Here is a 21984-nt window from a genome sequence, read left to right on the forward strand (position 1 = left end):
TGGATTCCAGTCAATCTGGCGCTCGGACGCCCTGTGCGGAGAGGAAGGCCTTGATTTACCTTTGTAATTTACCTACTGGAAGGTAGGCATGACGTGAACGTGATGACTTCGACTTCTGAAAAAATTCTCGACGTCGCGCAGCCCCTCATCGTCGCGGGGGGCTATAACGGCTTCAGCTATGCCGACATCTCGGATGCCATCGGCATCCGGAAGGCGAGCATCCACCATCACTTCCCGACCAAGGCCGAGCTGGTCTCGGCGCTGGTGGATCGCTACCGGCAGCAGACCGAGCTGGGCCTGAAGTCGCTTCGGGAGCAATTCGCAAGCCCGGCTGACCAACTGCAGGCTTACGTGAACTTCTGGCAGGCGTGCATCGGCGATGCCTCGCTGCCGTTCTGCGTCTGCGCGATGCTTGCCGGCGAGATGCCGATGCTGCCGGACGAGGTCGCATCGCGCGTCCGCGCCCATTTCCATCATCTTGCGGGATGGCTCACCTCGGTGCTGCAGGCCGGCGCGGAACAGCATCTGTTCCGGCTGGACCAGCGGCCGCACGAGGAGGCCCAGATGCTGATGGCATCGGTTCATGGGGCAATGCTCTCGGCGAGGGCTTTCGACGATCCCGGAATGTTTGCCGCGATCGTCAAGCCCCAGTTCGCCAGACTGCTGGTAGCCGATCGCTAGAGAATTATCGCGCGGAAGCCGCCGCGATTGGCTCGGCTTGCAGGTCCTACTGCTCGCCGTCGCGCAGTCGGCGGTACACTGCACCCAGCACGTTCGAATAGTCGTCGGTCCAGACCCGTTGCTTCTCGTCGGCTTCGGTCTCGGTCCAGACATCAGACGATGCGAGCTTGCCGACGTCTTCCTCCTCGCGCGCGGAGACCACGACCGAGGTCGAGAAGATGTACTCGTTGTCGCGGCCGGAATCCTCGCTATAGACCCAGCTCTTCATGTCGTTGGCGTCGGCGATGCCGACCACGACGCTGGCAAGCTCGAGGTGACGGTTGGAGACGTGCATCACGACCGCGCCCTGCGGCGCCAGCTTCTCCTTGTAGATCGCCATCGCCTCCTCGGTCGCGAGATGGATCGGGATCGCGTCCGACGAATAGGCGTCGACGATGATCAGATCGTAGAGGCCGTCCGGCTCCTTGGCGAAGGTCAGCCGCGCGTCGCCGATGACGGGCTTGAGGTTCGGCTCGCAGTTCTGGATGTAGGTGAAGTATTTCGGATCGCGCGCGGTATCGACCATCGACTGGTCGATCTCGAAGAAGCGCCAGTCCTCGCCGGGGGCCGACGCGCAGGTCAGCGTCCCCGAACCGAGCCCGATCACCGCCACTTTCAGCGGCGCGCCCTTGCGCTCGCGGATTGCAGTGATCGCCCGCCCGATGCCGCCATCCTTGTAATAGTAGCTGATCGGTTCGGGCTTTCCGGCGACCGGCGTGCCGTCATCGTTCTTGAACTTCTCGGCGCCATGGATCGTGGTGCCGTGCATCAGCACGTGATACTGCCCGTTCGGCGTCACCACGATCTTGTGCACGCCGAAGAAGCTGCGCACGGTTTCGACGCGGCCGTCGTCGGATGGATAGGCGCGCAGCACCACCAACGCGACCACGACGGTGGCGAAGATCTTCCAGCGATTGGCGTTCAGCGCGAGCGCAAGCAGCGCCGAGAGCACGCCGACCGCGCCGATCACCCAGACCCGGTGCACATCGAACCAGTTGAAGATGTCGCCGGCCGAATAGCTCGGCGCGATCAGCGCCACCGCCAGCACCGCAAGGAACGGCCAGTACCAGGCGCTCCAGCGCGGCAGCCGCTCCGCGCCGCCGGGCGGACGGCATAGCGCCGCGAGCGCCAGCAGGATCGGATATTCGGCGACCCACGAGAAAGTAAAAGGCGCTACAAGCCCCGCGAACAGGCCGCCGACCATGCCGCCGAACGACAGCGCGACGTAGAAGCCGGTGAGATATTTCGCCGCCGGGCGGGTGCGCGCGAGCTCGCCATGACAGGCCATCGCGACGATGAAGAAGCAGAGCTGATGGCCGCCGAGCGTGAGCAGCAGGTTCTGCTCGCCGCCGACCGCAAGCAGGATCACGACGCCGGCAATCGCCAGCGGCTGCGCCCGCAGCATCCATTTGTGCGGCAATAGCGGCCGCGACTGGAACACCAGCACCCAGGTCAAGAGATACAGCGACAGCGGCAGCACCCACAGAAGGGGCGCGGCGGCGACGTCGGTCGAGATATGCGCCGTCACCGCGATCAAGAGGCCGGACGGCACCGCGGCGAGGAAGATCCAGCGCGCCCGCAGCGGCCAGGACGGCGCCGGCGCATTGGCGTCATCGACCTGCATGTCAAGCGCGGCGGCATTGGCCGGCGACCGCAACAGCAGCACGCCGCAACTTGCGATCAGAATAATCAGCAGACCATAACCACCGGTCCAGATCAGATTCTGGATGCGCAACGTGAACATCGGCTCGAGCAGCACCGGATAGGACAATAGCGCGAGGAAGCTGCCGATGTTCGAGGATGCGTAGAGGAAATACGGATCGGGACCATTGGGATGTCCGGTGCGCACGAACCAGGCCTGCAGCAGCGGATTGTTGGCGGCGAGCGCGAAGAACGGCAGGCCGATCGAAACCGCGAACAGGCCGAGCAGCCAGATCGCATAGCCGGACGTCGGCGGCTCGCCCCAGCCGCTCCTGATCGCCAGCGGCAAGGTCAGCAACGCGACGACGAGCAGCACCAGATGCACCACGACCGGCGCAATACGGCCGTTCAGCTTCATCAGGAGATGCGCATAGGCGTAGCCGCCGAGCAGCAGCGACTGGAAGAACACCATCGCCACCGACCACACCGCCGGCGAGCCGCCGAGCCGCGGCAGCACCATCTTGGTGAACAGCGGCTGCACCGAGAACAGCAACAGGGCACTGACGAAGATCGCGGCGGTGTAGACAACCAGCACCAGCCGGTTGCGCGAGGCGGTCGGCTCAGACGTCATGAAAGCTCCGGCATGGACCCGGCGGGCGCCGGAGGCGGACAGTCCGGTGGCACCCCACCGGAGGATTTCAGTTGAGCATACGGCACTATCACGGACAAGAAACGGCGGTCACGCGGACTTGACGACGCGGCGCTGCGGCGCCACAGCACATGCTCTAATCACTGCTTCTTGAAGCGGACATGAACGAAACAGACGTCGTCATCATCGGTGCGGGGCACAACGGCCTCACCTGCGCGGCCTATCTCGCGATGGCCGGGCTGCGCGTGAAGGTCGTGGAACGCCGCAAGGTGGTCGGCGGCGCTGCGGTCACCGAAGAATTTTGCCCGGGCTTCCGCAATTCGGTCGCCGCCTACACGGTGAGCCTGCTCAATCCGCAGATCGTGTCTGACCTGAAACTTGCCGATCACGGCCTCAGGATCGTCGAGCGGCGCGCGCAGAACTTCCTCCCCGCGCCCGACGGCAGCTATTTGCTGACGGGCGAAGGCCGAACCCGGGAGTCGGTCGCAAAGCTCAGCCGCAAGGACGCCGCCCGCAATCGGCGTGTTCTCAGGGGAACTCGAAGCCATCGCCGACGTGCTGCGGCAATTCGTGCTGCGCGCACCGCCGAACCTCGTCGAGGGCTTTGGCATCAGCGCGATCAGCGAGGCCTTCAACGCGCTCGGCACCGCCAACATCCTGCGCCGGCTGTCGATGGATCAGCAGCGCAATCTGCTCGACCTGTTCACGCGATCGGCCGGCGAGATGCTCGATGAGCGTTTCGAGAACGACCTCGTCAAGGCGCTATTCGGCTTCGATGCCATCGTCGGCAATTATGCCAGCCCCTACGCGGCGGGCTCGGCCTATGTGATGCTGCATCATGCGTTCGGCGAGGTGAACGGCAAGAAAGGCGTCTGGGGCCACGCGATCGGCGGCATGGGTGCGATCACCCAGGCGATGGCGCGTGCCGCGCGCAGCCATGGCGTCGAGGTCGAAACCGATGTGGCCGTCCGCGAGGTGATCGTCGAGAAGGAGCGCGCCGTCGGCGTCGTCCTCGACAATGACGAGGCCGTGCGCGCCAAATACGTCGTCTCGAACGTCAATCCGAAGCTGCTGTACACACGCCTGGTGCCGGAAGGCGCATTGGCGCCCGAGTTCCGCGCGCGCATCTCACGATGGCGGAACGGGTCCGGCACGTTCAGGATGAACGTGGCGCTAAATGCCCTGCCCTCGTTCAGCGCGCTGCCCGACCCGGGGGATCACCTCACGGCGGGGATCATCATCGCTCCGAACCTCGGCTACATGGATCGCGCCTGGCACGATGCGCGCGAATTCGGCTGGAGCCGCGCGCCGGTCGTCGAGGTGCTGATCCCCTCGACGCTCGACGACAGCCTGAGCCCGCCGGGCCAGCATGTCGCGAGCCTGTTCTGCCAGCACGTCGCGCCGCAACTGCCCGACGGCAGATCGTGGGACGATCATCGCGAAGAGGTCGCCGATCTGATGATCGCAACCGTCGATCGCTACGCCCCCGGCTTCGCAGGCAGCGTGATCGGCCGCCAGGTCCTGTCGCCTCTCGACCTCGAGCGGCAATTCGGCCTGCTCGGCGGCGACATCTTTCACGGTGCGCTGACACTGAACCAGTTGTTCTCGGCGCGGCCGATGCTCGGCCATGCCGACTATCGCGGACCGCTGAAGGGTCTCTACCATTGCGGTTCCGGCGCTCATCCCGGCGGCGGCGTCACCGGCGCCCCCGGCCACAATGCCGCGCGGGCGATTTTGGCCGACCATCGCGCGCTGTTCTCGTAGACGACACACCGCGCCCGCGGGACAAGCTGTGGACAGGCGTGTTGAGAAGCTGTGGGTCTGCGGTGGGCAGCGGCCTTGTCTCAAGACGGGATAACCGGTGGACGCCGCTGTGGAGCGGCTGTGCGACAGACGCTGACAATCCCGGGACAACGTTGTTGACGTCTTGTCGAGAAGCTGCGCGTGGCTCTGTGGACAACCGGCCAAAAAGAAAACACCGGGCGACAAGTCGCCCGGTGCTTCCCTGAGAACGCCGTTCGAGAAATTACTTCAGCGAGCCGCTGATCGAGTTGAAGGTCCCGCTCAGTGCCGTGCCGACGCCATTCACCGCAGCGATGATCGCGATGGCGATACCGGTCGCGATCAGTCCGTATTCGATGGCGGTCGCGCCGGATTCATTCCGCAAAAACTTAACGATAAAAGCCTTCATTGCAGCCCTGCCCTTGGTTGTGATGCCTTGGAACGAAGGGTGTTCCCAGTTCCGCCGCCGTAGTAGTACGGCAACATCTAAGGTTGTCTGAACCGGGAACCTCTCAATTCTCGCGATATTCGATTGAATCCGGCTTGAAATTTTAACAAAAACCGCGCTACCGGCCTCCGATGACCCCGTCCACACACCGCGCCAGCGTCACCCTTCCTGATGAATCGACCGCAAAGCGCGTGGTAGACGCGCTTTCCGAGCTGTTTTTCGAGGATCAGGCGGCGTTTGCGGCCTTCGAGCGACCGGATGGCCGCTGGGACGTCACCGTCCATTTTGCCGAGCCGCCGGACCAAAATTTACTGCGCGAGCTGGTCGGCCAAGCTGTGCGGCAGGATGTCGCATCTACTTTAGTCTTTGATACCGTGGAGGCCAAGGACTGGGTCAAGGCCAGCCTCGAGGATCTTGTCCCGGTCGCCGCCGGCCGCTTTATCGTCCACGGCCAGCATGACCGGCACCGGATACCCCCCAACAAGCTTGGGATCGAGATCGAGGCGGCGCTGGCCTTCGGCACCGGCCATCACGGCACCACCCGCGGCTGCCTGCTGCTGCTCGACCACGTGCTGAAAGCGTATCAGCCCCGCCGTGTGCTGGATCTCGGCACCGGGACCGGCGTGCTGGCGATCGCCGCCGCCAAGGCGCTGCACGGCAAGGTGCTGGCGAGCGACATCGACCCGCCGTCGGTCGGGGTCGCCGAGGAGAATGCCCGGCTGAACGGCGCAGGCGATCTGGTGGACGTGATCCGCGCCACCGGCTTTGCGTCGCCGCGCTTTGCCGAGGACGGTCCGTTCGACCTGGTGCTCGCGAACATCCTCGCCAATCCGCTGCGGCAGCTGGCCGGCCCGATGGCGCGCCACCTCGCCTCGTCGGCGCAGGTCATTCTCTCCGGCCTGCTGACGCATCAGGCGCCGGCGGTCATCGCCGCCTACCGCGCCCGCGGGCTGGTGCCGCTGCGGCATCTGAAGATCGAGGGTTGGAGCAGCCTGCTGCTGCGCTCCGTGAAGTGACCGCGACCGGCAGACAGTGCGGCGACTGCACGCTCTGCTGCAAGGTGATGGCGATCGAGGAACTGGCCAAGCCCGCCAACACGTGGTGCCCGCATTGCAAACCGGGGCGCGGCTGCCGGATCTATCCGGGGCGGCCTATGGAATGCCGCTCGTTCAGCTGCGTCTGGCTAGCGAACGAGCTGCTGGAGGAGCACTGGAAGCCTTCCAGGTCGAAGCTCGTCCTGACCACGTCGGAAGATGGTCTTGAGGTCAGATGCGATCCGGGCTTCCCCGACGCCTGGCGCAAAGTGCCGTTTTGCAACGAGCTCAGGGAATGGGCGATCTCCGGCGAGACGCTCGACATGACCGTCGTCGTGATCGCCGGCCAGCGCATGACGCTCGTGACGCCCGAGCGCGAATTCGATCTCGGCATCGTCGGCCCCGATGAGCGGATCGTGCGCGAACTCGAGGACGGCAAGGTCGTCAATGTGACCTTGGCGAAGGCGTCCGACCTGGAACGGTAGCCGCGATCCGCGGGTTGTTTATTCGGGCGCTGGCGAATCGCTACGGTTGGTCTCGACCTTGCCCTGACCGGCCGCACGCTTGGCGCGCGCCTCGACAAGGCGGTCCAGCATCTGGACGATGACGCCGCGCTGCTTCTGTTCGACCGGCGCGATCGGGCCGCGGCGGACCGGCGGCGAGATCTTCTCAAACGTGAATGCAGGCATCGTGCATCTCCTCACCGTTGAGTTGAGACACTCCTGGACACTCCCCGTACGCTTAACCGTTGACGTGCAGTGGACATCGTCCGGCCAATTCCACTATGCCATATTCAAGCATAAGTTATGCCAAAAATATGGTCATGCTTGACCGCGCTCGCGCGAAGGTCATGCTTCATCCGAAGAGAGTGCGACGGCGATGTTCGAAGCCCATTTCCAGACGTTCGAAGAGCCTGAAGGCGGCGTGGCGCTGACTGCCCGCTTGAGCGCGCTGCGCGAGGAGCTGGCGCGGCGCAAGCTGACCGGATTCGTGGTTCCGCGCGCAGACCAGCAGCAGAATGAATATGTCGCAGCCTCCGAGGAGCGGCTCGCCTGGCTGACCGGCTTCACTGGATCGGCCGGGCTCGCGATCGTGCTGAGCAAGGAGGCCGCCCTGTTTGTCGACGGCCGCTACACGCTGCAGGCCGGCAAGCAGGTCGACCGCAAGGCCTGGCAGGTCGAGCCGCTGGTCGATCCGCCGCCGGAGCACTGGCTGACCCGGCATCTGGCGGCCGGCGACCGCCTAGGATTTGACCCCTGGCTGCACACTTCTGCGGCAGCCGAACGACTGGCAGCGGCCTGCGCCAAGGCCGGCGCGGAACTGGTCGCCGTCGACAGCAATCCGCTCGATGCGATCTGGCACGAGCGGCCGGCACCGCCGCTCGGTCCGGTCACGATCCACGGCGCGCAGTTTTCCGGGGAGATCGAAGCCGAGAAGCTCAAGCGCATCCGCCTCGAGATCAACAAGCTCGGCGTCGACGCGCTGGTGCTGTCCGACAGCCACGCGGTCGCCTGGACCTTCAACATCCGCGGCGCCGACGTCTCGCATACGCCGCTGCCGCTGTCCTATGCGCTGGTACCGAAGGAAGGCCGGCCGCTGGTGTTCATCGATCAGCGCAAGCTGTCCAACTCGACACGCGACCATCTCGAGCAATCGGCCGATGTCGAGCAGCCCGCGGCGCTGGCGGCAAAACTCACCGAGCTCGCCAAGCGCGGCGCCTCGATCGCGCTCGACAGCGCGACCGCAGCCGACGCCCTGAGCCGCCTGATCGCGGGTGCCGGCGGCAAGCCGGTGCGCGGCAGCGATCCGGTCAGCCTCTTGAAGGCGGTCAAGAACGTCACCGAGATCGAGGGCACGCGCACGGCGCATCAGCGCGACGCGGTGGCGCTGGTGCGTTTCCTCGCCTGGATCGATCGCGAGGCGCCCTCCGGCAGCCTCACCGAGATCGATACCGTCGAGGCGCTGGAGACGTTCCGCCGCCAGACCGGCGCGCTGAAGGACGTCTCCTTCCCGACCATCGCCGGCACCGGGCCGAACGGCGCCATCGTGCACTACCGCGTGACGCGCAAAAGCAACCGCCGGATCGAGCCCGGCGATCTCCTGCTGATCGATTCCGGCGCACAATATGAGGACGGCACCACCGACGTCACCCGCACCATCGCGGTCGGCAAGCCGACCGACGAGATGCGCGACCGCTTCACCCGCGTGCTGCGCGGCCATATCGCCATCGCCCGCGCGATCTTCCCCGACGGCACCACCGGCGCACAGCTCGACACGCTGGCGCGGCAATATCTCTGGCAGGCCGGGATCGATTTCGAGCACGGCACCGGCCACGGCGTCGGCAGCTATCTCAGCGTCCATGAAGGGCCGGCGCGGATTTCCAAGCTCGGCACCACGCCGCTGAAGCGCGGCATGATCCTGTCCAACGAGCCTGGCTACTACAAGACCGACGCCTACGGCATAAGGATCGAGAACCTCGAGCTCGTGATCGGCACCGACATTGCCGGCGCCGAGAAGCCGATCAATGCATTCGAGACGCTGACGCTGGCGCCGATCGATCGCCGTCTGATCGAGGTCGGCATGCTGAGCCCGGACGAGTCAAGCTGGCTCAACGACTACCACGCCCGCGTCGCGCATGTGGTGCGGCCGCATCTCGACGACAACGCCACCAAGCTGTGGCTGGACGAGGCAACGGCGGCGCTGAAGTAGCGGCGCGCCCAGCCATCCGCACACTCGACGTCGTCCCCACTCGGTGTCATCCCCCGCGAAAGCGGGGGATTCAGTACGCTGCGGCCTCTCAATTCAAAGCCGCGGCCTCTCAATTCAAATACGCCTGCCTCTGGAATACCGGGTCCCCCGCTTTCGCGGAGGACGACAGCGGAATTCGCAGCTGACGACGGAGCGTTTATTGCGCGAGACGAAACATCGTCACCGCGTCTCCTGAAATCGCATGGGCGTATGCCGAAACACCCGTATTCCGCGCGGACGGGCACGCTACAGTCTTTCCACAATGCTGGATCGGACCTGAATGCACGGCGTGATGGGCAAGCCGCCCGGCGCGGCCAAAGACAACATCGCGACATCGAAGGTCATGCTGCTGATGCTCGTCGTGATGACGGGCGTGGCGCCGATCTCGCTCTACATGCTGGTGCCGGCGCTGCCGGTGCTGGCGACCACCTTCGGCCGCGACATCTCTATCGCGCAGATGACCGTGTCTCTCTACATGGTCGGCATCGCGCTTTCACAGCTGATCATGGGGCCGCTGTCCGACAGGTTCGGCCGTCGGCCGGTGCTGCTCGCGGGCCTCGGCCTGATGGTCGTGGCCGGCGTCGGCTCGGTGTTCGCCGAGACCCTGCCGCAACTGATCGCGGCGCGCTTCTTCCAGGCGCTCGGCGGCGCCAGCGGCATGGTGATCAGCCGTGCCATCATCCGCGATCTCTATCCGCGCGAGCGGGTCGGCGCCATGATCAGCCTTGTCGTCGCCGCATTGATGATCGCGCAGATGGTGAGCCCTCTGACCGGCGGCCTGCTGGAGACCGCATTCGGCTGGCGCGCGATCCTCTATCTCATCACCGCGGCGTCGCTGATCACCACGATCTTCATCGCGTTGGCGCTGCCGGAAACCCGCCGCGACCGCGCCGAGAGCAGCAGCTTTCGCGGCGACCTCGGCAAGCTGATGACGAGCCGCGCCTTCGTCGGCTATCTATTGTGCCAGGTATTGGCGTCGCAGATCATCTTCGCCTTCGCCGGCGGCGGCCCTTACATCGTGGTGACCCAGATGGGCCGGACCAGCGCCGAGTATGGCGCGTGGTTCGCGATGACGGGGTTCGGCTACTTCGTCGGCAATCTCTTGTGCGTGCGCTTCGCGCCGCGGCACTCGCTGGAGAAATTGATCTGGTTCGGCCTCGCGCTGCAGGTCGGCGGCAGCCTGTTGAACCTGGTCTGGAGTTTTACCGGAGTAAACCAGGCCCCGCTCTGGCTGTTCGGCACCCAGATGATCGTGATGATCGCCAACGCCTTCGTGATGGCCAATTCCGCCGCCGGCGCCATCAGCATCCGGCCCGAGGCCGCCGGCACCGCCTCGGGCGCCATGGGGTTCCTGCAGCAGGGCATCGGCTCGCTGATCTCGCAATTCGGCGCCTATCTCGGCGGCCACTCCACCACGACGCTGCCGCTGACCGCGGCGATCTTCGCGATCTCGATCGCCTGCGCCTGCACCATGATCTTCGTCGTGCCGCGGCGGAAGGTGGTGGTGAGCGAGGAGCTGATCGCGCAGGCCGAGGAGGATGAGCAGGGGATGATGTGAGCAGTTCGTCATTCCGGGGCGATGCGCAGCATCGAACCCGGAATCTCGAGATTCCGGGTTCGCCTCTTCGAGGCGCCCCGGAATGACGGACAACCCTACTCCCCGATCAGCTTCAGCCACTCGTCCTCGGTCAGCACCTGGACGCCGTGCTTCTGCGCTTCGGCAAGCTTCGAGCCGGCGCCCGGCCCCGCGACGACGTAGTCGGTCTTCTTCGACACCGAACCGGCCGCCTTGGCGCCCAGCCGTTCGGCGGTCGCCTTGGCCTCGTCGCGCGTCATCATTTCGAGCGATCCGGTGAACACCACGGTCTTGCCGGCGACCGCCGAATTGCTCTTCGGCTTCTCGGCGTCGATGATCTCGTCGAGCTCTCCGGTCAGCCGCTCGACGATGCCGCGATTGTGGCTCTCGCCGAAATAGTCGGCGATGCTCTTGATCACGGTGTCGCCGATCTGGTCGAGCGCATCCATCTCCGCCATCGCTTCCTCGTCGCCCTTGGCGACCTTGAGGCAGGCATCGTGGAACGCGTCCCAGGAGCCATAGCCGCGCGCCAGTGCCAGCGCGGTGGTCTCGCCGACATGGCGCATGCCGAGCGCGTAGATGAAGCGTTCCAGGCCAATCCTGCGCCGGCTGTCGATCGCGGCGAACAGATTGCGCACCGAGGTCTCGCCGTAGCCTTCGATGTCCTCGAGCTTCAGCTTCGCGTTGCGCTTTTGCAGCGTGAAGATATCAGCCGGCTCCTTGACCCATCCCTCGTCGAAGAAATATTGCAACTGCTTCACGCCGAGACCGTCGATGTCGAAGGCGCGGCGCGACACGAACAGAATGAGGTGTTCGACCTTCTGGAACGGACAGGCGAACTCGCCGGTGCAGCGGGCGCGCGAGCCCTCCTCGCCGGCCGCAGTCTCCTCGCGCACCACGTCGGTGTGCAGCGGGCACGGGCACTTCTTTGGGAAGTGGAATTCCTTCGCGCTCTTCGGCCGCTTGTCGATCACGACGTCGACGACCTGCGGGATCACGTCGCCGGCGCGCTGGATCACCACGGTGTCGCCGATCCTGATGTCGCGTCCCTCGCGCAGCACCTCGCCCTTGTTGCCGATGCCCTTGATGTAGTCCTCATTGTGCAGCGTGACGTTCTGCACGATCACGCCGCCGACACCGACCGGCTCGAGCTTGCCGACCGGCGTGAATGAGCCGGTGCGCCCGACCTGGATCTCGATGTCGCGCAAAACCGTCATGGCGCGCTCGGCCGGGAATTTGTGCGCGATCGCCCAGCGCGGCGTGCGCGACACGAAGCCGAGCCGCTCCTGCCAGTCGATGCGATCGACCTTGTAGACGACGCCGTCGATGTCGTAGTCGAGCTCGGCGCGCTGCTCCTCGATCTTGCGATGGAAGGCGATCAGCTCCTCGACCGAGTGGCACAGCTTGGTCAGCGGATTGGTCTTGAAGCCGCACCGCTCGAACCAGTGGATCATGCCGGTCTGGGTATCCTCCGGCAGCGCGCTCATCTCGCCCCAGGCATAGGCGAAGAAGCCGAGCGGCCGCGAGGCAGTGATTGTGGGATCCTTCTGCCGCAGCGAGCCGGCCGCCGAATTGCGCGGATTGGCGAAGATGGTGTCGCCGGCCGCCTTCTGCCGCTCGTTGAGCGCGAGGAACGCCTTCTTGGTCATATAGACCTCGCCGCGCACCTCGCAAATGTCGGGCACGTTGCGGCCCTTCAGCTTCTGCGGCACGTCCTCGAGCGTGCGGATGTTGGCGGTGACGTCCTCGCCCTCGGCGCCGTCGCCGCGGGTTGCCGCGGTGACGAGTTCGCCGCCCTCGTAGCGCAGCGACATCGAGAGCCCGTCGATCTTCGGCTCGGCCGAGAAATCGATCTTGTCATCCGGCAGCTTGAGGAAGCGCGTGATGCGCCCGACGAAATCGACCACGTCGGCTTCCGCGAACGCGTTGTCGAGCGACAGCATCGGCAGCGAATGACGAACCTTCCTGAAGCGCCCCGACGGCGCGGCGCCGACCTTCTGCGACGGCGATTCCGCGGTGACGAATTCAGGGAAGCGCTTCTCGATCGCATTGTGGCGCTGCCGCAGCGCGTCGTATTCGGCGTCGCTGACGCTCGGCGCGTCGTCCTGATAGTAGCGCTTGTCGTGACCTTCGAGCTCGAGCGCAAGGCGCATCAACTCGACCTTGGCCTGGGCCTTGGTGAGCTTGTCGACGTCGGAGAGTTCTTTCTTTTTTGCTGCTTTAGCCATGCGACGGGCGCGCTATAGTTTTTCGTCATTCCGGGGCGGTCCGTCAGGACCGAACCCGGAATCTCGAGATTCCGGGTTCGATGCTTCGCATCGCCCCGGAATGACTGTGTGGGAAATGGGGCTCATGTCGTACTACGTGTACATTCTAGCAAGTCGACGAGACGGAGCAATCTATGTTGGGATCACCAACGATCTCGTGCGGCGGGTCTACGAACATCGAATGAAGGCCGTCCCAGGCTTCACGTCCAAATACAACATCACGCAGCTGGTTTGGTTCGAAATCTACGACGACCCGATCTCCGCGATATCACGCGAGAAGGAGCTCAAGAAGTGGAAGCGAGCCTGGAAGACGCAATTGATCGAAGCGAGCAATCCGCAGTGGAATGACTTGTACGAGTCGATCTGTACCTGAGGTGGTCATTCCGGGGCATCGCGCAGCGATGAACCCGGAATCTCGAGATTCCGGGTTCGATGCTTCGCATCGCCCCGGAATGACGAGGGGAGAGATTACGCTGTCGCCGCCCGGAGCAGCCGTTCCGCGGCCGCCCTCGCCTCCGCGGTGATCTCGGCGCCGGCCAGCATGCGCGCGATCTCCTCGCGGCGGTGGTCGGCGGCGAGCGCGTTGACGCGGGTGGCGACCCGCTTGCCCTTGTCGAGCGCGTCCTTGGAGATCAGGAGATGCTGGCTGGCGCGGGCCGCAACCTGCGGCGCGTGCGTCACCGCCATCACCTGCACCTTGCCGGCAAGGCGCGCCAGCCGCGAGCCGATTGCATCGGCCACCGCGCCGCCGACGCCGGTGTCGATTTCGTCGAACACCAAGGTCGGCGCCGAGCCGCGATCGGCCAGCACGACCTTCAGCGCCAGCAGGAAGCGCGACAGTTCGCCGCCGGAGGCGACCTTCATCATCGGCCCCGGCTTGGTGCCCGGATTGGTCTGCACCCAGAACTCGACACGGTCGATGCCCTGCGGCCCCGGCGCGGCCGCGTTGCTGTCGACCTGGGTCATGAACTTCGCGCGCTCGAGCTTGAGTGGCGCAAGCTCGGCGTTGACGGCCTTGTTGAGCTTCTCGGCGGCCTTGGTGCGCGCCGCCGACAGTTTGGCGGCAGCTGCCGCATAGCGCTTGTCGGCTTCACCGGCGGCCGCTTCCAGCTTCTTCAGCTGGTCGGCGCCGGCATCGATCAGCGCGACGTCGCCGGCATATTGCGCCGCCAGCGCGGCCAGCAGATCGACCGGCGTCGAATATTTACGCGAGGCCGCGCGCAGCGCGAACAGCCGCTCCTCGATGCGCTCCAGCTCGGCCGGATCGAAATCGGTCGCCGCCAGCGCGGCGTTGAGGTGCTGGTCGGCTTCTTCCAGCGCGTTGATCGCAATATCGATCGCCTTGACCGCGGGCTCGATCAGCGCGGGCGCATTGGCGGCGCGCCGTTCCAGCCGCCGTACCGCCGCCGACAGCGACGCCACCGGCGAATGCGAGCCGCCGATCGCCTCCTGCGCCTCGCGCAGATCGGTTGCGATCTTCTCGCCCTGCATCATGGTGGTGCGGCGACCCGCGAGCTCGGTCTCCTCGCCTTCCTTCGGCGCCAGCGTCTTCAATTCCTGCGAGGCATGGCGCAGATAGTCCGCCTCGCGCGCGGCGCGCTCCATGCCGGCGCGATGCTCGTCGAGATCGGCATTGGCGGTCCGCCTGATATCCCACAGCGCTTCCAGCGCCGCGACGTCCTTCTCGTGTCCGGCGAAGGCGTCGAGCAGCTGGCGATGGGTGGAGGCGTCGACCAGCGCGCGCTCGTCATGCTGACCGTGGATCTCGACCAGCGCGGCACCGACCGCCTTCAGGGTCTGCACACTGATCGCCTGATCGTTGATGAAGGCGCGGGTGCGGCCATCGGCGAGCTGCACGCGGCGCAGGATCATCTCACCGGTGTCGTCGAGGCCGTTCTCGGCCAGGATCCCGGCCGCCGGATGCCCCTTCGGGACGTCGAACATGGCGGTGACCTGCCCCTGTTCGGCGCCGTGGCGCACCAGTCCGGCATCGCCGCGGCCGCCGAGCGCCAGCGCAAAAGCATCGAGCAGGATGGATTTGCCTGCGCCGGTTTCGCCGGTCAGCACCGCGAGGCCACGGGAAAATTCGATATCGAGCCGTTCGATCAGGACGATGTCACGGATCGACAGACGCGCCAGCATGCGAGGACAATTCCTAGCCGAGACCTATCTTCTTGAAGGTCCTGCTGATCCAGGATCCCTGATTCTCGCTCGGCTCGAGACCGCCGGACTTTACTAGATTATATGCGTCCTTGTACCAGCGGCTGTCTGGAAAATTGTGGCCCAGCACCGCGGCCGCGGTCTGCGCCTCGCCGGCGATGCCGATCGCCATGTAGGCCTCGGTGAGGCGGTACAGCGCCTCCTCGACGTGGCGCGTGGTCTGGTACTGCGTGACCACGGTCTTGAAGCGGTTGATCGCGGCGGTGAAGTCGCGCTTGCCCATGTAATAGCGCCCGACCGCCATTTCCTTGCCGGCGAGCTGGTCTCGCGCAGCCTGGATCTTGGACTTGGCCTGGGTGGCGTATTCCGAGGTCGGATATTTGCGGACCACCTCTTCGAGCGCCGCGATCGCCTTCTCGGTGCGGCTCTGGTCGCGCGAGATGTCCGGGATCTGGTCGAAATGCGATGCCGCGATCAGGTACTGGGCGTAGGACGCGTCCGGGCTGCCGGGATGCAGCGTGACGTAGCGGGTGGCAGAGCCGATGCAGCTGTCGTAGTCGCCCGCCTGGTAGAACGAATAGGCCGACATCAAGAGCGACTTGCGCGCCCAGTCGGAATAGGGATGCTGACGGTCGACTTCCTCGAACTTCTTCGAGGCGGCCTTCAGGTCCTTCTTCTCGTTCATCATGTACAAGCCCTCATTGTAGAGCTTGTCCGCGGGCTCATCGACGAACGTGTCGTCCTTGGCCATGAACTTGTCCCACAGCGCGCCGGTGCCGCAGCCGCTGAGCGGCATGGCCAGCACGATCAGCCCCGCCGCAAAACGCAGCGTGCGCGCGGCCTTGGTCAGGCCGGAGACGTCAGAAGAATTGCGTGATTCGAGCGCCATACGCATTGCCGACATGAATTGTAAAACCTGACGCCTTTGATGCGGTTAACGGCGACCCCACTCCACCCATGAACCGCGGTCATGGATGCAATATTTCCAGTGCCTTGACTGCCGTTACTCGCAACCGCAGGCCTGCTTAGCCGAAAAATGACCGTGGACCAACCGAATACGGAGCCATTCCGCCGGGAATAAGGCGACCCGGCGAAGCTCACAGCCTGCTGTGGTTATTACGGAAATTGGGCCCGACCGGCCAGGCGATCAGGACTTGGGCGATCAGGACACGTCCGGGCCATAGGCCGGGGCGACGAGGCCGCCCACGGTGCCTGCACCGGCTTCGACATGGCCACGGGCCGGCCGCCGAGCCGTCTCCGATTCGACCACCCGCCAGGCGCTGCGGTCGGCGAGCAGCGCCTTCAGCACCGCGTTGTTGAGCTTGTGGCCGCCCCGTACCGAACGGTAGCTGCCGAGCAGCGGCAGGCCGGCCAGCGCCAGATCGCCGATCACGTCGAGCACCTTGTGGCGGGCGCATTCGTCGGCGTAGCGCAGGCCCTCGGCGTTGAGCAGACGGGCCTCGTCGAACACCACGGTATTGTCGAAGGACGCGCCGAGCGCGAAGCCTGCACCCCACAGCCGCGCCACGTCGCTCATGCAGCCGAACGTGCGGGCCCGCGCGACCTCGCGGCGGAAACCTTCCGGCGACAGATCGAAGGTGAAGGTCTGGCGACCAATCACCTGGTTGGTGAAATCGATCTCGACTTCGGTGCGGAACCCGCCGGCGAACGGACGCAGTTCGCCAACCGATTCGCCGATCTTGACCTGCACCGGCTTCAAAACCTGGATGAAGCGGCGGACGCCGGGCTGGGTCACAATGCCGGCCTGATCGATCGCCGCGACGAACGCCGCAGCGCTGCCGTCCATGATCGGAACTTCGGCGCCGTCGACTTCGATGGTGGCGTTGTCGACGCCCATGCCGCGCAGCGCCGCGAGCACGTGCTCGGCGGTGGAAACCAGCGGCCCTTCGCGGTCACCCAGCACCGTCGCGAACTCGGTCGCGATCACCGCATCGGCGGTGGCCACGACTTCACGGTCGGAACCGTCGAGACCGGTGCGGACAAAAATAAAACCCGCATCAACAGGTGCAGGTCCCAGGGTGAGACTGACAGGAAGACCGGAATGAACGCCTACGCCAGTCACGGTGGCTTGCGACCGAAGCGTTGTTTGACGGCTGAACTTCATTCGATAATGCCCACTACCCGACTTCACTCAATTCAAGTGGCCAAATTTCCCCAAGGCCGACTCGCTTGAGCTCCCCAAGTCACGGCAGACCATAGTCACGGCCCTAAACCGCGCCAACTCACGCTTCTTTACCGATTGTTACCCCATCTCCGCCGCATTCACGCCCAAGGTAAACCAAACTACGGCAGCGAAAGCGGTCTTCGGCAACGCGCCATCTGACCACCGAAAGAATAATTAATCATTTAAAATCAGTTGCTTGTTCATCCGGCGCGATCGCCTGCCCGCGCCAAGGAAAAGGCCCCGGCGGTTCCCCGCCGAGGCCTTCTTCGTGGCCAAGATTGTAACAAACTTCAGTTTGCCTGCCGGCGCAGGAAGGCCGGGATATCAAGATGGTCGTCGCCCTGTGGCGCTGGGGCAACAGGTGCCTGGCGGCCATGAGCGTCCAGACCCTGCGGCGCAGGGCGCTTTGCATATTCGGATACCGGCGATTCGTTCGCCGAAATCTGCTGGGCGACGCTGCGGGCCGGCTTGCGCTCGGGCAGTGGCGGCATCGTCGGCATGGCCGGACCGGAGCTACGGGCCGCGATCGGCGGCTCGGTCTCTTCGTCGCGGCGGCCGAGGCCGACATTGGCCAGTCGCTGCAGCAGCGACAGGCGGGTCTTCTGCGGGTGTTCCGGTTCGCCGTCACCGCTGGCCTGGCGGATTTCGGCCTGCGCCGGCATCGGCAGATCCTCGAACTTCGGCATCCGCGGAGCACGGACCGGCGACCGTTCCGCCGCCTGCGGGATGAAGGTCTCGGGCGGCATCGGCTCATGCTGCTCGGCCCGGGCGGCCTCGTGGTCCGGGAACAGCGAGGGCTTCTGGGCAATCGGCCGCACGGTGACGTCACCGTAGGAGGCCGGCTGCATCGGCGCCTGGGCGGCCGGCGCGCTGTCGGGAGCAACCGCGGCGGCGATCGCCGCGAGCGCGGCGCGCTCGACGGCCGGACGCTGCTGCTGGCCGGCCGGAGCCGCAATCGGGGCGACCGTCACGCCGGTCGGCGGTTCCAGCTTCTGGGCACGCTCGGCCATGCGCTGATTGTCGGCACGCAGGCGGGCGGTCAGATCGGCCAGCCGGCTCTCCGGCGAACCGCCCGACTGCTGCGCGGCGGGAGCCTGGGCTCGGGAGGCGATCGCGGCCTGCTCGATACCAGTTGCGACCACCGAGACGCGAATGACGCCGTCGAGCGATTCGTCGAAGGTGGCGCCGACGATGATGTTGGCGTCGGCGTCGACTTCTTCGCGGATGCGGGTGGCAGCTTCGTCGACCTCGAACAGGGTCAGGTCCTTGCCGCCCGTGATCGAGATCAAGAGGCCGCGGGCGCCCTTCATCGAGCTGTCGTCGATCAGCGGGTTGGCGATCGCGGCTTCCGCGGCGGTCAGTGCGCGCTTCTCGCCGGTGGCTTCGCCGGTGCCCATCATCGCCTTGCCCATTTCGCGCATCACGGCGCGGACGTCGGCGAAGTCTAGGTTGATCAGACCTTCCTTGACCATCAGGTCGGTGATGCAGGCGACGCCCGAGTACAGCACCTGGTCGGCCATCGCGAAGGCGTCGGCGAAGGTGGTCTTCTCGTTGGCGACCCGGAACAGGTTCTGGTTCGGAATGATCAGCAGCGTGTCGACCACCTTGTGCAGCTCGGCGATGCCGTGCTCGGCGGTGCGCATGCGGCGCTGACCTTCGAAGTGGAACGGCTTGGTCACCACGCCGACGGTGAGGATTCCCATCTCGCGCGCGGCCTTCGCGATCACGGGTGCAGCACCGGTGCCGGTGCCGCCGCCCATGCCGGCGGTGACGAACACCATGTTGGCGCCGGTGAGGTGATCGCGCAGCTCGTCCATGACCTCCTGCGCGGCCGCAGCGCCGACGTCGGGCTGCGAACCGGCGCCGAGGCCCTGGGTGACCTGGGTGCCCATCTGCACGATGCGCTGCGCCTTCGACATGGTCAGCGCCTGCGCGTCGGTGTTGGCGACGACGAAGTCGACGCCCTGCAACCCGGCGGTGATCATGTTGTTGACGGCATTACCACCCGCGCCGCCGACGCCGAAGACGGTGATCCGCGGTTTCAGCTCGCTGATGTCAGGGGGTGTCAGATTGAGTGCCATGGTTGCCTCTCTCGATTATGCGCGCGTTGGTTCGTCCCGGCCGCTGGCCGCCGGAGCTGGTGAAAATGCAGTGAGCCGGGGTGCGGTCATCAGAAGCCCTCGCGAAGCCATCGTCCGACCTTTCCGAAGTAACCGTCTGTCCCTGTCCTGAGCTGCCGCGTGCGCCGCGGTTCGACATGTTCAAGATGTGCGTATTGCGGATAGACCAGGAGGCCCGTCGGCACCGAGAATGAGGCGCCCTTCGCCTCGTTCGGCAGCCGGCCGAAGCCGAGCGGACGGCCGATGCGGACCTGACGGTTCAGGATGCGGGTGGCAAGCTCGACGGTGCCGGTGAGCTGCGAGGCGCCGCCGCTCAACACGACGCGCGCCCTCGGCTCTGCCGCAAAGGGGGAATCCGCGAGCCGGTCACGGACCATTTCGAAAATCTCCTCGGCGCGATGCCGGACAATGTTCGCAATCGTGGCGCGGGACACGATTTGCGGTGTCTCCCGATCATCGCCTGCAGTGGGAACGGACATCAGCTCGCGCGAGTCCGAACCGCCGGTCAGCACCGTGCCGTATAAAGTCTTGATTCGCTCGGCATCCGCAATGCACGCGCCGATGCCGCGCGCAAGGTCCATCGTGATGTGTTGTCCGCCCAGCGCAAATCCGGATGCGTGCACGAGACGTCCGCCGGAGTATGTCGCGATCGTGGTCGATCCCGCACCCATCTCGACAACGGCAGCGCCGAGATCGGCCTCGTCATCGGTCAGCACCGAGAGGCCCGCGACATAGGGGCTCGACGCCATGGCTTCGACGTTGAGATGGCAGCGCTCGACCACCAACATCAGGTTCTTGGCAACCGTCGCGTCCGACGTCACCACGTTCATGTCGACGCCGAACTGGCGCGCCACCATGCCTCGGGGATCGCGGATGCCCTTGACGCCGTCGAGTGCGTAGCCGACCGGCAGCGCGTGCAGCACGGTGCGGCCCGCGCCGGCGGCGTGGCGCATGCCGGCGGACGTGACGCGGCTGATATCGTCCGAGGTCACCGAGCCGCCGCGGATATCGGCCGCGGCCTCGACCAGCTGGCCGTGCTGCCGGCCGCCGGAGACCGACAGCAGGACGGATTCGACACGGACCTTGGCCATGCGCTCGGCCAACGCCACCGCGTGGCGCACCGCCTTCTCGCATTCGGCGAGATCGACCACGGAGCCGGCCTTGACGCCGCGCGACTGGATCTGGCTGTAGCCGATCAATTCGACCGCATGGGTGCGTCCGCGCAGCGCCTCGTTCGGCGGCGATGGCCTCAGCCGCGCGATCATGCAGGCGATCTTGCTGGAGCCGACATCGAGCGAAGCCACCATCGCGGTGCGCTTCTGCATCGGGCGGGTCTTCGGGGTCAGGTTGCGATCGAGGCCGGTCATGCGGAGTCACCGGCCTTCTTCTTGGACTTCTTGTCCTTGAACAGTTCGTCGCGCGCCTTGCCGGCGTCCTCCGACAATTGCACGATCAGCCGATCGGGCAGCCGCATGTCGACGGCGACAATGTCGCGCGAGAACAGCTTCTCGTCCTTGTCGAGCCTGGAGAGCGCAGCGAGCGCGTTGCCGACGTCGTTCTCTGGCAGGCGGACGTCGAGACCGTCCTTGAGGCGCAGGTTCCAGCGCCGCTCGCCGACGAAGATCGCCGCCTTGGTCACCGAACGGACCTGCGGATAACGGTCGAGCAGCGCCAGGAAGTCGTGGGCCCTGACGTCGGCGCCCTTGCCGACCACCAGCGGCAGATTGAGGAAGCGGCGCGAGACGTAGGGCTCGAGCACCGCGCCGTCGGAGGCGATCACCGACAGGCGGCCGTTCTGCTGCCACAGCGCGAAGGCGGTGCGCTCGACGATGTCGATCTGCAGCCGCCCCGGATAGAGCTTCAGGATCGTGGCATCCGCGATCCAGGGATTGGCCTTCAGCTTGGCGCGCACGGTGTCGGCGTCGAGGAACAGCAGCGAGGAGCGGCCGTTGACGCCGCCGATCGCGAGCACCTCGTCCTGGCTTAGCTGCTTGCGGCCGTTGATGCCGACGGTGGTGATGCGGAAGCCGGCGGTATTGGCAAGCGCGTTGCGGGCATCGCTGAGCGCGGTGGTGAATTCCTCGACATGACCACCCTTGACGATGCCAAGGCCCAGGCTGCCGAACAGGATCGCGAGCGTCGCGACCAGCCCGATGCGGCGCGGCAGATAGCGTTCGACCATCAAGATGTAGCGGTTCGGCGGCTCGCGATCGATGATGACTTGCGGCCGCTTGGCGGGACGCCGCCTGCGGCGTGCGAGATGGGCGCCGACATACTCGCGCAGCAGCACCGCCGCTCCAATAGCGGCTGCTCTCAGGTCAGCTTGAGGCCCCAGCGATCGCAGCGATCGGGTGAGGCGTCCTGCACCATCCATTGCACGAGCTCGTCACATGTTGCGCCCGCAAACCCCGCGGGTCCCGGCACAAATCACGTCTCGGCTAGACCGGTGGGATTAGAGTGGCCCCCTGTTCCCTGGTTGCGATCCTCGAAGCGGTAATCCGCGACAGCTCACGCCCCGGCAGCCAAGCGCTACATGCGCCGCCAGCGTTAACCTTCGGGCTTCCTGGTAAACAAAGGGTAAATGACTTCGGCCTGGAGCGTGTTTTGATCAACGCTGTGAGTACTTTGCCGCGAACTCGTTAGCATTTTAGCAA

18 protein-coding genes and 1 pseudogene are annotated in these 21984 nt (G+C 65.5%); 8 read left to right on the forward strand and 11 right to left on the reverse strand.

Annotation, left to right across the window (positions count from 1 at the left end):
• Positions 1 to 93: 93 nt before the first annotated feature.
• Positions 94 to 681: a TetR/AcrR family transcriptional regulator gene (locus ACVMDN_RS25705; protein WP_141341106.1), complete on the forward strand. Its 588-nt coding sequence runs from the start codon at positions 94 to 96 to the stop codon at positions 679 to 681.
• A gap of 46 nt (positions 682 to 727) precedes the next feature.
• On the opposite strand, the gene ACVMDN_RS25710 is transcribed toward ACVMDN_RS25705, so the two are convergent.
• On the reverse strand, positions 728 to 2992 hold the full coding sequence (locus ACVMDN_RS25710) for a spermidine synthase (protein WP_076824150.1): 2265 nt from the start codon (positions 2990 to 2992) through the stop codon (positions 728 to 730).
• A 179-nt stretch (positions 2993 to 3171) separates the two neighbouring features.
• Here ACVMDN_RS25710 and ACVMDN_RS25715 point away from each other — a divergent pair, with 179 nt between their 5' ends.
• A complete protein-coding gene (locus ACVMDN_RS25715; protein ID WP_456843659.1) occupies positions 3172 to 3744 on the forward strand; it encodes an FAD-dependent oxidoreductase in 573 nt (190 codons plus the stop codon).
• Complete coding sequence (locus tag ACVMDN_RS25720; RefSeq protein WP_456843693.1) at positions 3683 to 4774, forward strand: phytoene desaturase family protein; 1092 nt, start codon at positions 3683 to 3685, stop codon at positions 4772 to 4774. The genes ACVMDN_RS25715 and ACVMDN_RS25720 overlap by 62 nt, the downstream gene beginning before the upstream one ends.
• A gap of 262 nt (positions 4775 to 5036) precedes the next feature.
• On the opposite strand, the gene ACVMDN_RS25725 is transcribed toward ACVMDN_RS25720, so the two are convergent.
• Positions 5037 to 5201: a Flp family type IVb pilin gene (locus ACVMDN_RS25725; RefSeq protein WP_016841571.1), complete on the reverse strand. Its 165-nt coding sequence runs from the start codon at positions 5199 to 5201 to the stop codon at positions 5037 to 5039.
• A gap of 170 nt (positions 5202 to 5371) precedes the next feature.
• On the opposite strand from ACVMDN_RS25725, the gene ACVMDN_RS25730 reads away from it, so the two are divergent.
• Entirely contained in the window at positions 5372 to 6256 is an 885-nt protein-coding gene (locus tag ACVMDN_RS25730) for a 50S ribosomal protein L11 methyltransferase (protein WP_076824146.1), read from the forward strand.
• The gene (locus tag ACVMDN_RS25735) at positions 6253 to 6759 is read left to right on the forward strand and encodes a hypothetical protein (protein WP_076824235.1); all 507 of its coding nucleotides are present in this window, start codon (positions 6253 to 6255) and stop codon (positions 6757 to 6759) included. Before ACVMDN_RS25730 ends, ACVMDN_RS25735 begins: the two co-directional genes overlap by 4 nt.
• Positions 6760 to 6777: 18 nt before the next feature.
• Here the strand turns inward: ACVMDN_RS25735 and ACVMDN_RS25740 are convergent, their stop codons facing one another.
• On the reverse strand, positions 6778 to 6963 hold the full coding sequence (locus ACVMDN_RS25740; RefSeq protein ID WP_057015008.1) for a hypothetical protein: 186 nt from the start codon (positions 6961 to 6963) through the stop codon (positions 6778 to 6780).
• A 190-nt stretch (positions 6964 to 7153) separates the two neighbouring features.
• On the opposite strand from ACVMDN_RS25740, the gene ACVMDN_RS25745 reads away from it, so the two are divergent.
• Together ACVMDN_RS25745 and ACVMDN_RS25750 are read left to right on the forward strand one after the other, a co-directional pair.
• Positions 7154 to 8983 carry an aminopeptidase P family protein gene (locus ACVMDN_RS25745; protein ID WP_076824144.1) on the forward strand — a complete coding sequence of 610 codons (1830 nt, stop codon included), beginning with the start codon at positions 7154 to 7156 and terminating at the stop codon, positions 8981 to 8983.
• 319 nt (positions 8984 to 9302) lie between these two features.
• Complete coding sequence (locus ACVMDN_RS25750) at positions 9303 to 10580, forward strand: multidrug effflux MFS transporter (RefSeq protein ID WP_076824142.1); 1278 nt, start codon at positions 9303 to 9305, stop codon at positions 10578 to 10580.
• A 95-nt stretch (positions 10581 to 10675) separates the two neighbouring features.
• On the opposite strand, the gene ligA is transcribed toward ACVMDN_RS25750, so the two are convergent.
• The gene (gene ligA / locus ACVMDN_RS25755) at positions 10676 to 12826 is read right to left on the reverse strand and encodes an NAD-dependent DNA ligase LigA (protein ID WP_076824140.1); all 2151 of its coding nucleotides are present in this window, start codon (positions 12824 to 12826) and stop codon (positions 10676 to 10678) included.
• A gap of 124 nt (positions 12827 to 12950) precedes the next feature.
• Here ligA and ACVMDN_RS25760 point away from each other — a divergent pair, with 124 nt between their 5' ends.
• A complete protein-coding gene (locus tag ACVMDN_RS25760) occupies positions 12951 to 13238 on the forward strand; it encodes a GIY-YIG nuclease family protein (RefSeq protein WP_057015104.1) in 288 nt (95 codons plus the stop codon).
• Between the two features lie 95 nt (positions 13239 to 13333).
• Here ACVMDN_RS25760 and recN read toward each other — a convergent pair whose 3' ends face one another.
• The 7 genes and pseudogenes from recN to ACVMDN_RS25795 form a co-directional block, all read right to left on the reverse strand.
• Positions 13334 to 15007, reverse strand: coding sequence for a DNA repair protein RecN (gene recN / locus ACVMDN_RS25765; protein WP_076824138.1), 1674 nt, complete (start codon positions 15005 to 15007; stop codon positions 13334 to 13336).
• A gap of 13 nt (positions 15008 to 15020) precedes the next feature.
• Positions 15021 to 15929 (reverse strand): outer membrane protein assembly factor BamD, encoded by a 909-nt coding sequence (locus ACVMDN_RS25770; protein WP_028332540.1) that lies wholly within the window; start codon positions 15927 to 15929, stop codon positions 15021 to 15023.
• 258 nt (positions 15930 to 16187) lie between these two features.
• Positions 16188 to 17150, reverse strand: coding sequence for a UDP-3-O-acyl-N-acetylglucosamine deacetylase (gene lpxC, locus ACVMDN_RS25775; protein WP_076824136.1), 963 nt, complete (start codon positions 17148 to 17150; stop codon positions 16188 to 16190).
• A 350-nt stretch (positions 17151 to 17500) separates the two neighbouring features.
• Positions 17501 to 19291, reverse strand: coding sequence for a cell division protein FtsZ (gene ftsZ, locus ACVMDN_RS25780; RefSeq protein ID WP_057015002.1), 1791 nt, complete (start codon positions 19289 to 19291; stop codon positions 17501 to 17503).
• Positions 19292 to 19380: 89 nt separating this feature from the next.
• Entirely contained in the window at positions 19381 to 20697 is a 1317-nt protein-coding gene (gene ftsA / locus ACVMDN_RS25785; RefSeq protein ID WP_028332543.1) for a cell division protein FtsA, read from the reverse strand.
• Positions 20694 to 21704, reverse strand: a complete 1011-nt coding sequence (locus ACVMDN_RS25790; protein WP_057015001.1) for a cell division protein FtsQ/DivIB — start codon at positions 21702 to 21704, stop codon at positions 20694 to 20696. Before ACVMDN_RS25790 ends, ftsA begins: the two co-directional genes overlap by 4 nt.
• Positions 21644 to 21938 (reverse strand): annotated as a pseudogene (locus tag ACVMDN_RS25795) (D-alanine--D-alanine ligase); the annotation flags it as partial. The pseudogene ACVMDN_RS25795 and the gene ACVMDN_RS25790, both read right to left, overlap by 61 nt.
• Between the last annotated feature and the right edge of the window lie 46 nt (positions 21939 to 21984).

The sequence above is a fragment of the Bradyrhizobium sp. USDA 4510 genome, assembly GCF_054059095.1.

Bases quoted from the DNA above. Each gene is read 5' to 3' on its own strand.
- ftsA (WP_028332543.1), bottom strand. From the start codon at position 20,697: ATGACCGGCCTCGATCGCAACCTGACCCCGAAGACCCGCCCGATGCAG.
- lpxC (WP_076824136.1), bottom strand. From the start codon at position 17,150: ATGAAGTTCAGCCGTCAAACAACGCTTCGGTCGCAAGCCACCGTGACT.
- ligA (WP_076824140.1), bottom strand. From the start codon at position 12,826: ATGGCTAAAGCAGCAAAAAAGAAAGAACTCTCCGACGTCGACAAGCTC.
- ACVMDN_RS25725 (WP_016841571.1), bottom strand. From the start codon at position 5,201: ATGAAGGCTTTTATCGTTAAGTTTTTGCGGAATGAATCCGGCGCGACC.
- ACVMDN_RS25760 (WP_057015104.1), top strand. From the start codon at position 12,951: ATGTCGTACTACGTGTACATTCTAGCAAGTCGACGAGACGGAGCAATC.
- ACVMDN_RS25720 (WP_456843693.1), top strand. From the start codon at position 3,683: ATGGATCAGCAGCGCAATCTGCTCGACCTGTTCACGCGATCGGCCGGC.
- ACVMDN_RS25730 (WP_076824146.1), top strand. From the start codon at position 5,372: ATGACCCCGTCCACACACCGCGCCAGCGTCACCCTTCCTGATGAATCG.
- recN (WP_076824138.1), bottom strand. From the start codon at position 15,007: ATGCTGGCGCGTCTGTCGATCCGTGACATCGTCCTGATCGAACGGCTC.
- ACVMDN_RS25715 (WP_456843659.1), top strand. From the start codon at position 3,172: ATGAACGAAACAGACGTCGTCATCATCGGTGCGGGGCACAACGGCCTC.
- ACVMDN_RS25745 (WP_076824144.1), top strand. From the start codon at position 7,154: ATGTTCGAAGCCCATTTCCAGACGTTCGAAGAGCCTGAAGGCGGCGTG.
- ACVMDN_RS25770 (WP_028332540.1), bottom strand. From the start codon at position 15,929: ATGTCGGCAATGCGTATGGCGCTCGAATCACGCAATTCTTCTGACGTC.
- ACVMDN_RS25740 (WP_057015008.1), bottom strand. From the start codon at position 6,963: ATGCCTGCATTCACGTTTGAGAAGATCTCGCCGCCGGTCCGCCGCGGC.
- ACVMDN_RS25710 (WP_076824150.1), bottom strand. From the start codon at position 2,992: ATGACGTCTGAGCCGACCGCCTCGCGCAACCGGCTGGTGCTGGTTGTC.
- ACVMDN_RS25750 (WP_076824142.1), top strand. From the start codon at position 9,303: ATGCACGGCGTGATGGGCAAGCCGCCCGGCGCGGCCAAAGACAACATC.
- ACVMDN_RS25790 (WP_057015001.1), bottom strand. From the start codon at position 21,704: ATGGATGGTGCAGGACGCCTCACCCGATCGCTGCGATCGCTGGGGCCT.
- ftsZ (WP_057015002.1), bottom strand. From the start codon at position 19,291: ATGGCACTCAATCTGACACCCCCTGACATCAGCGAGCTGAAACCGCGG.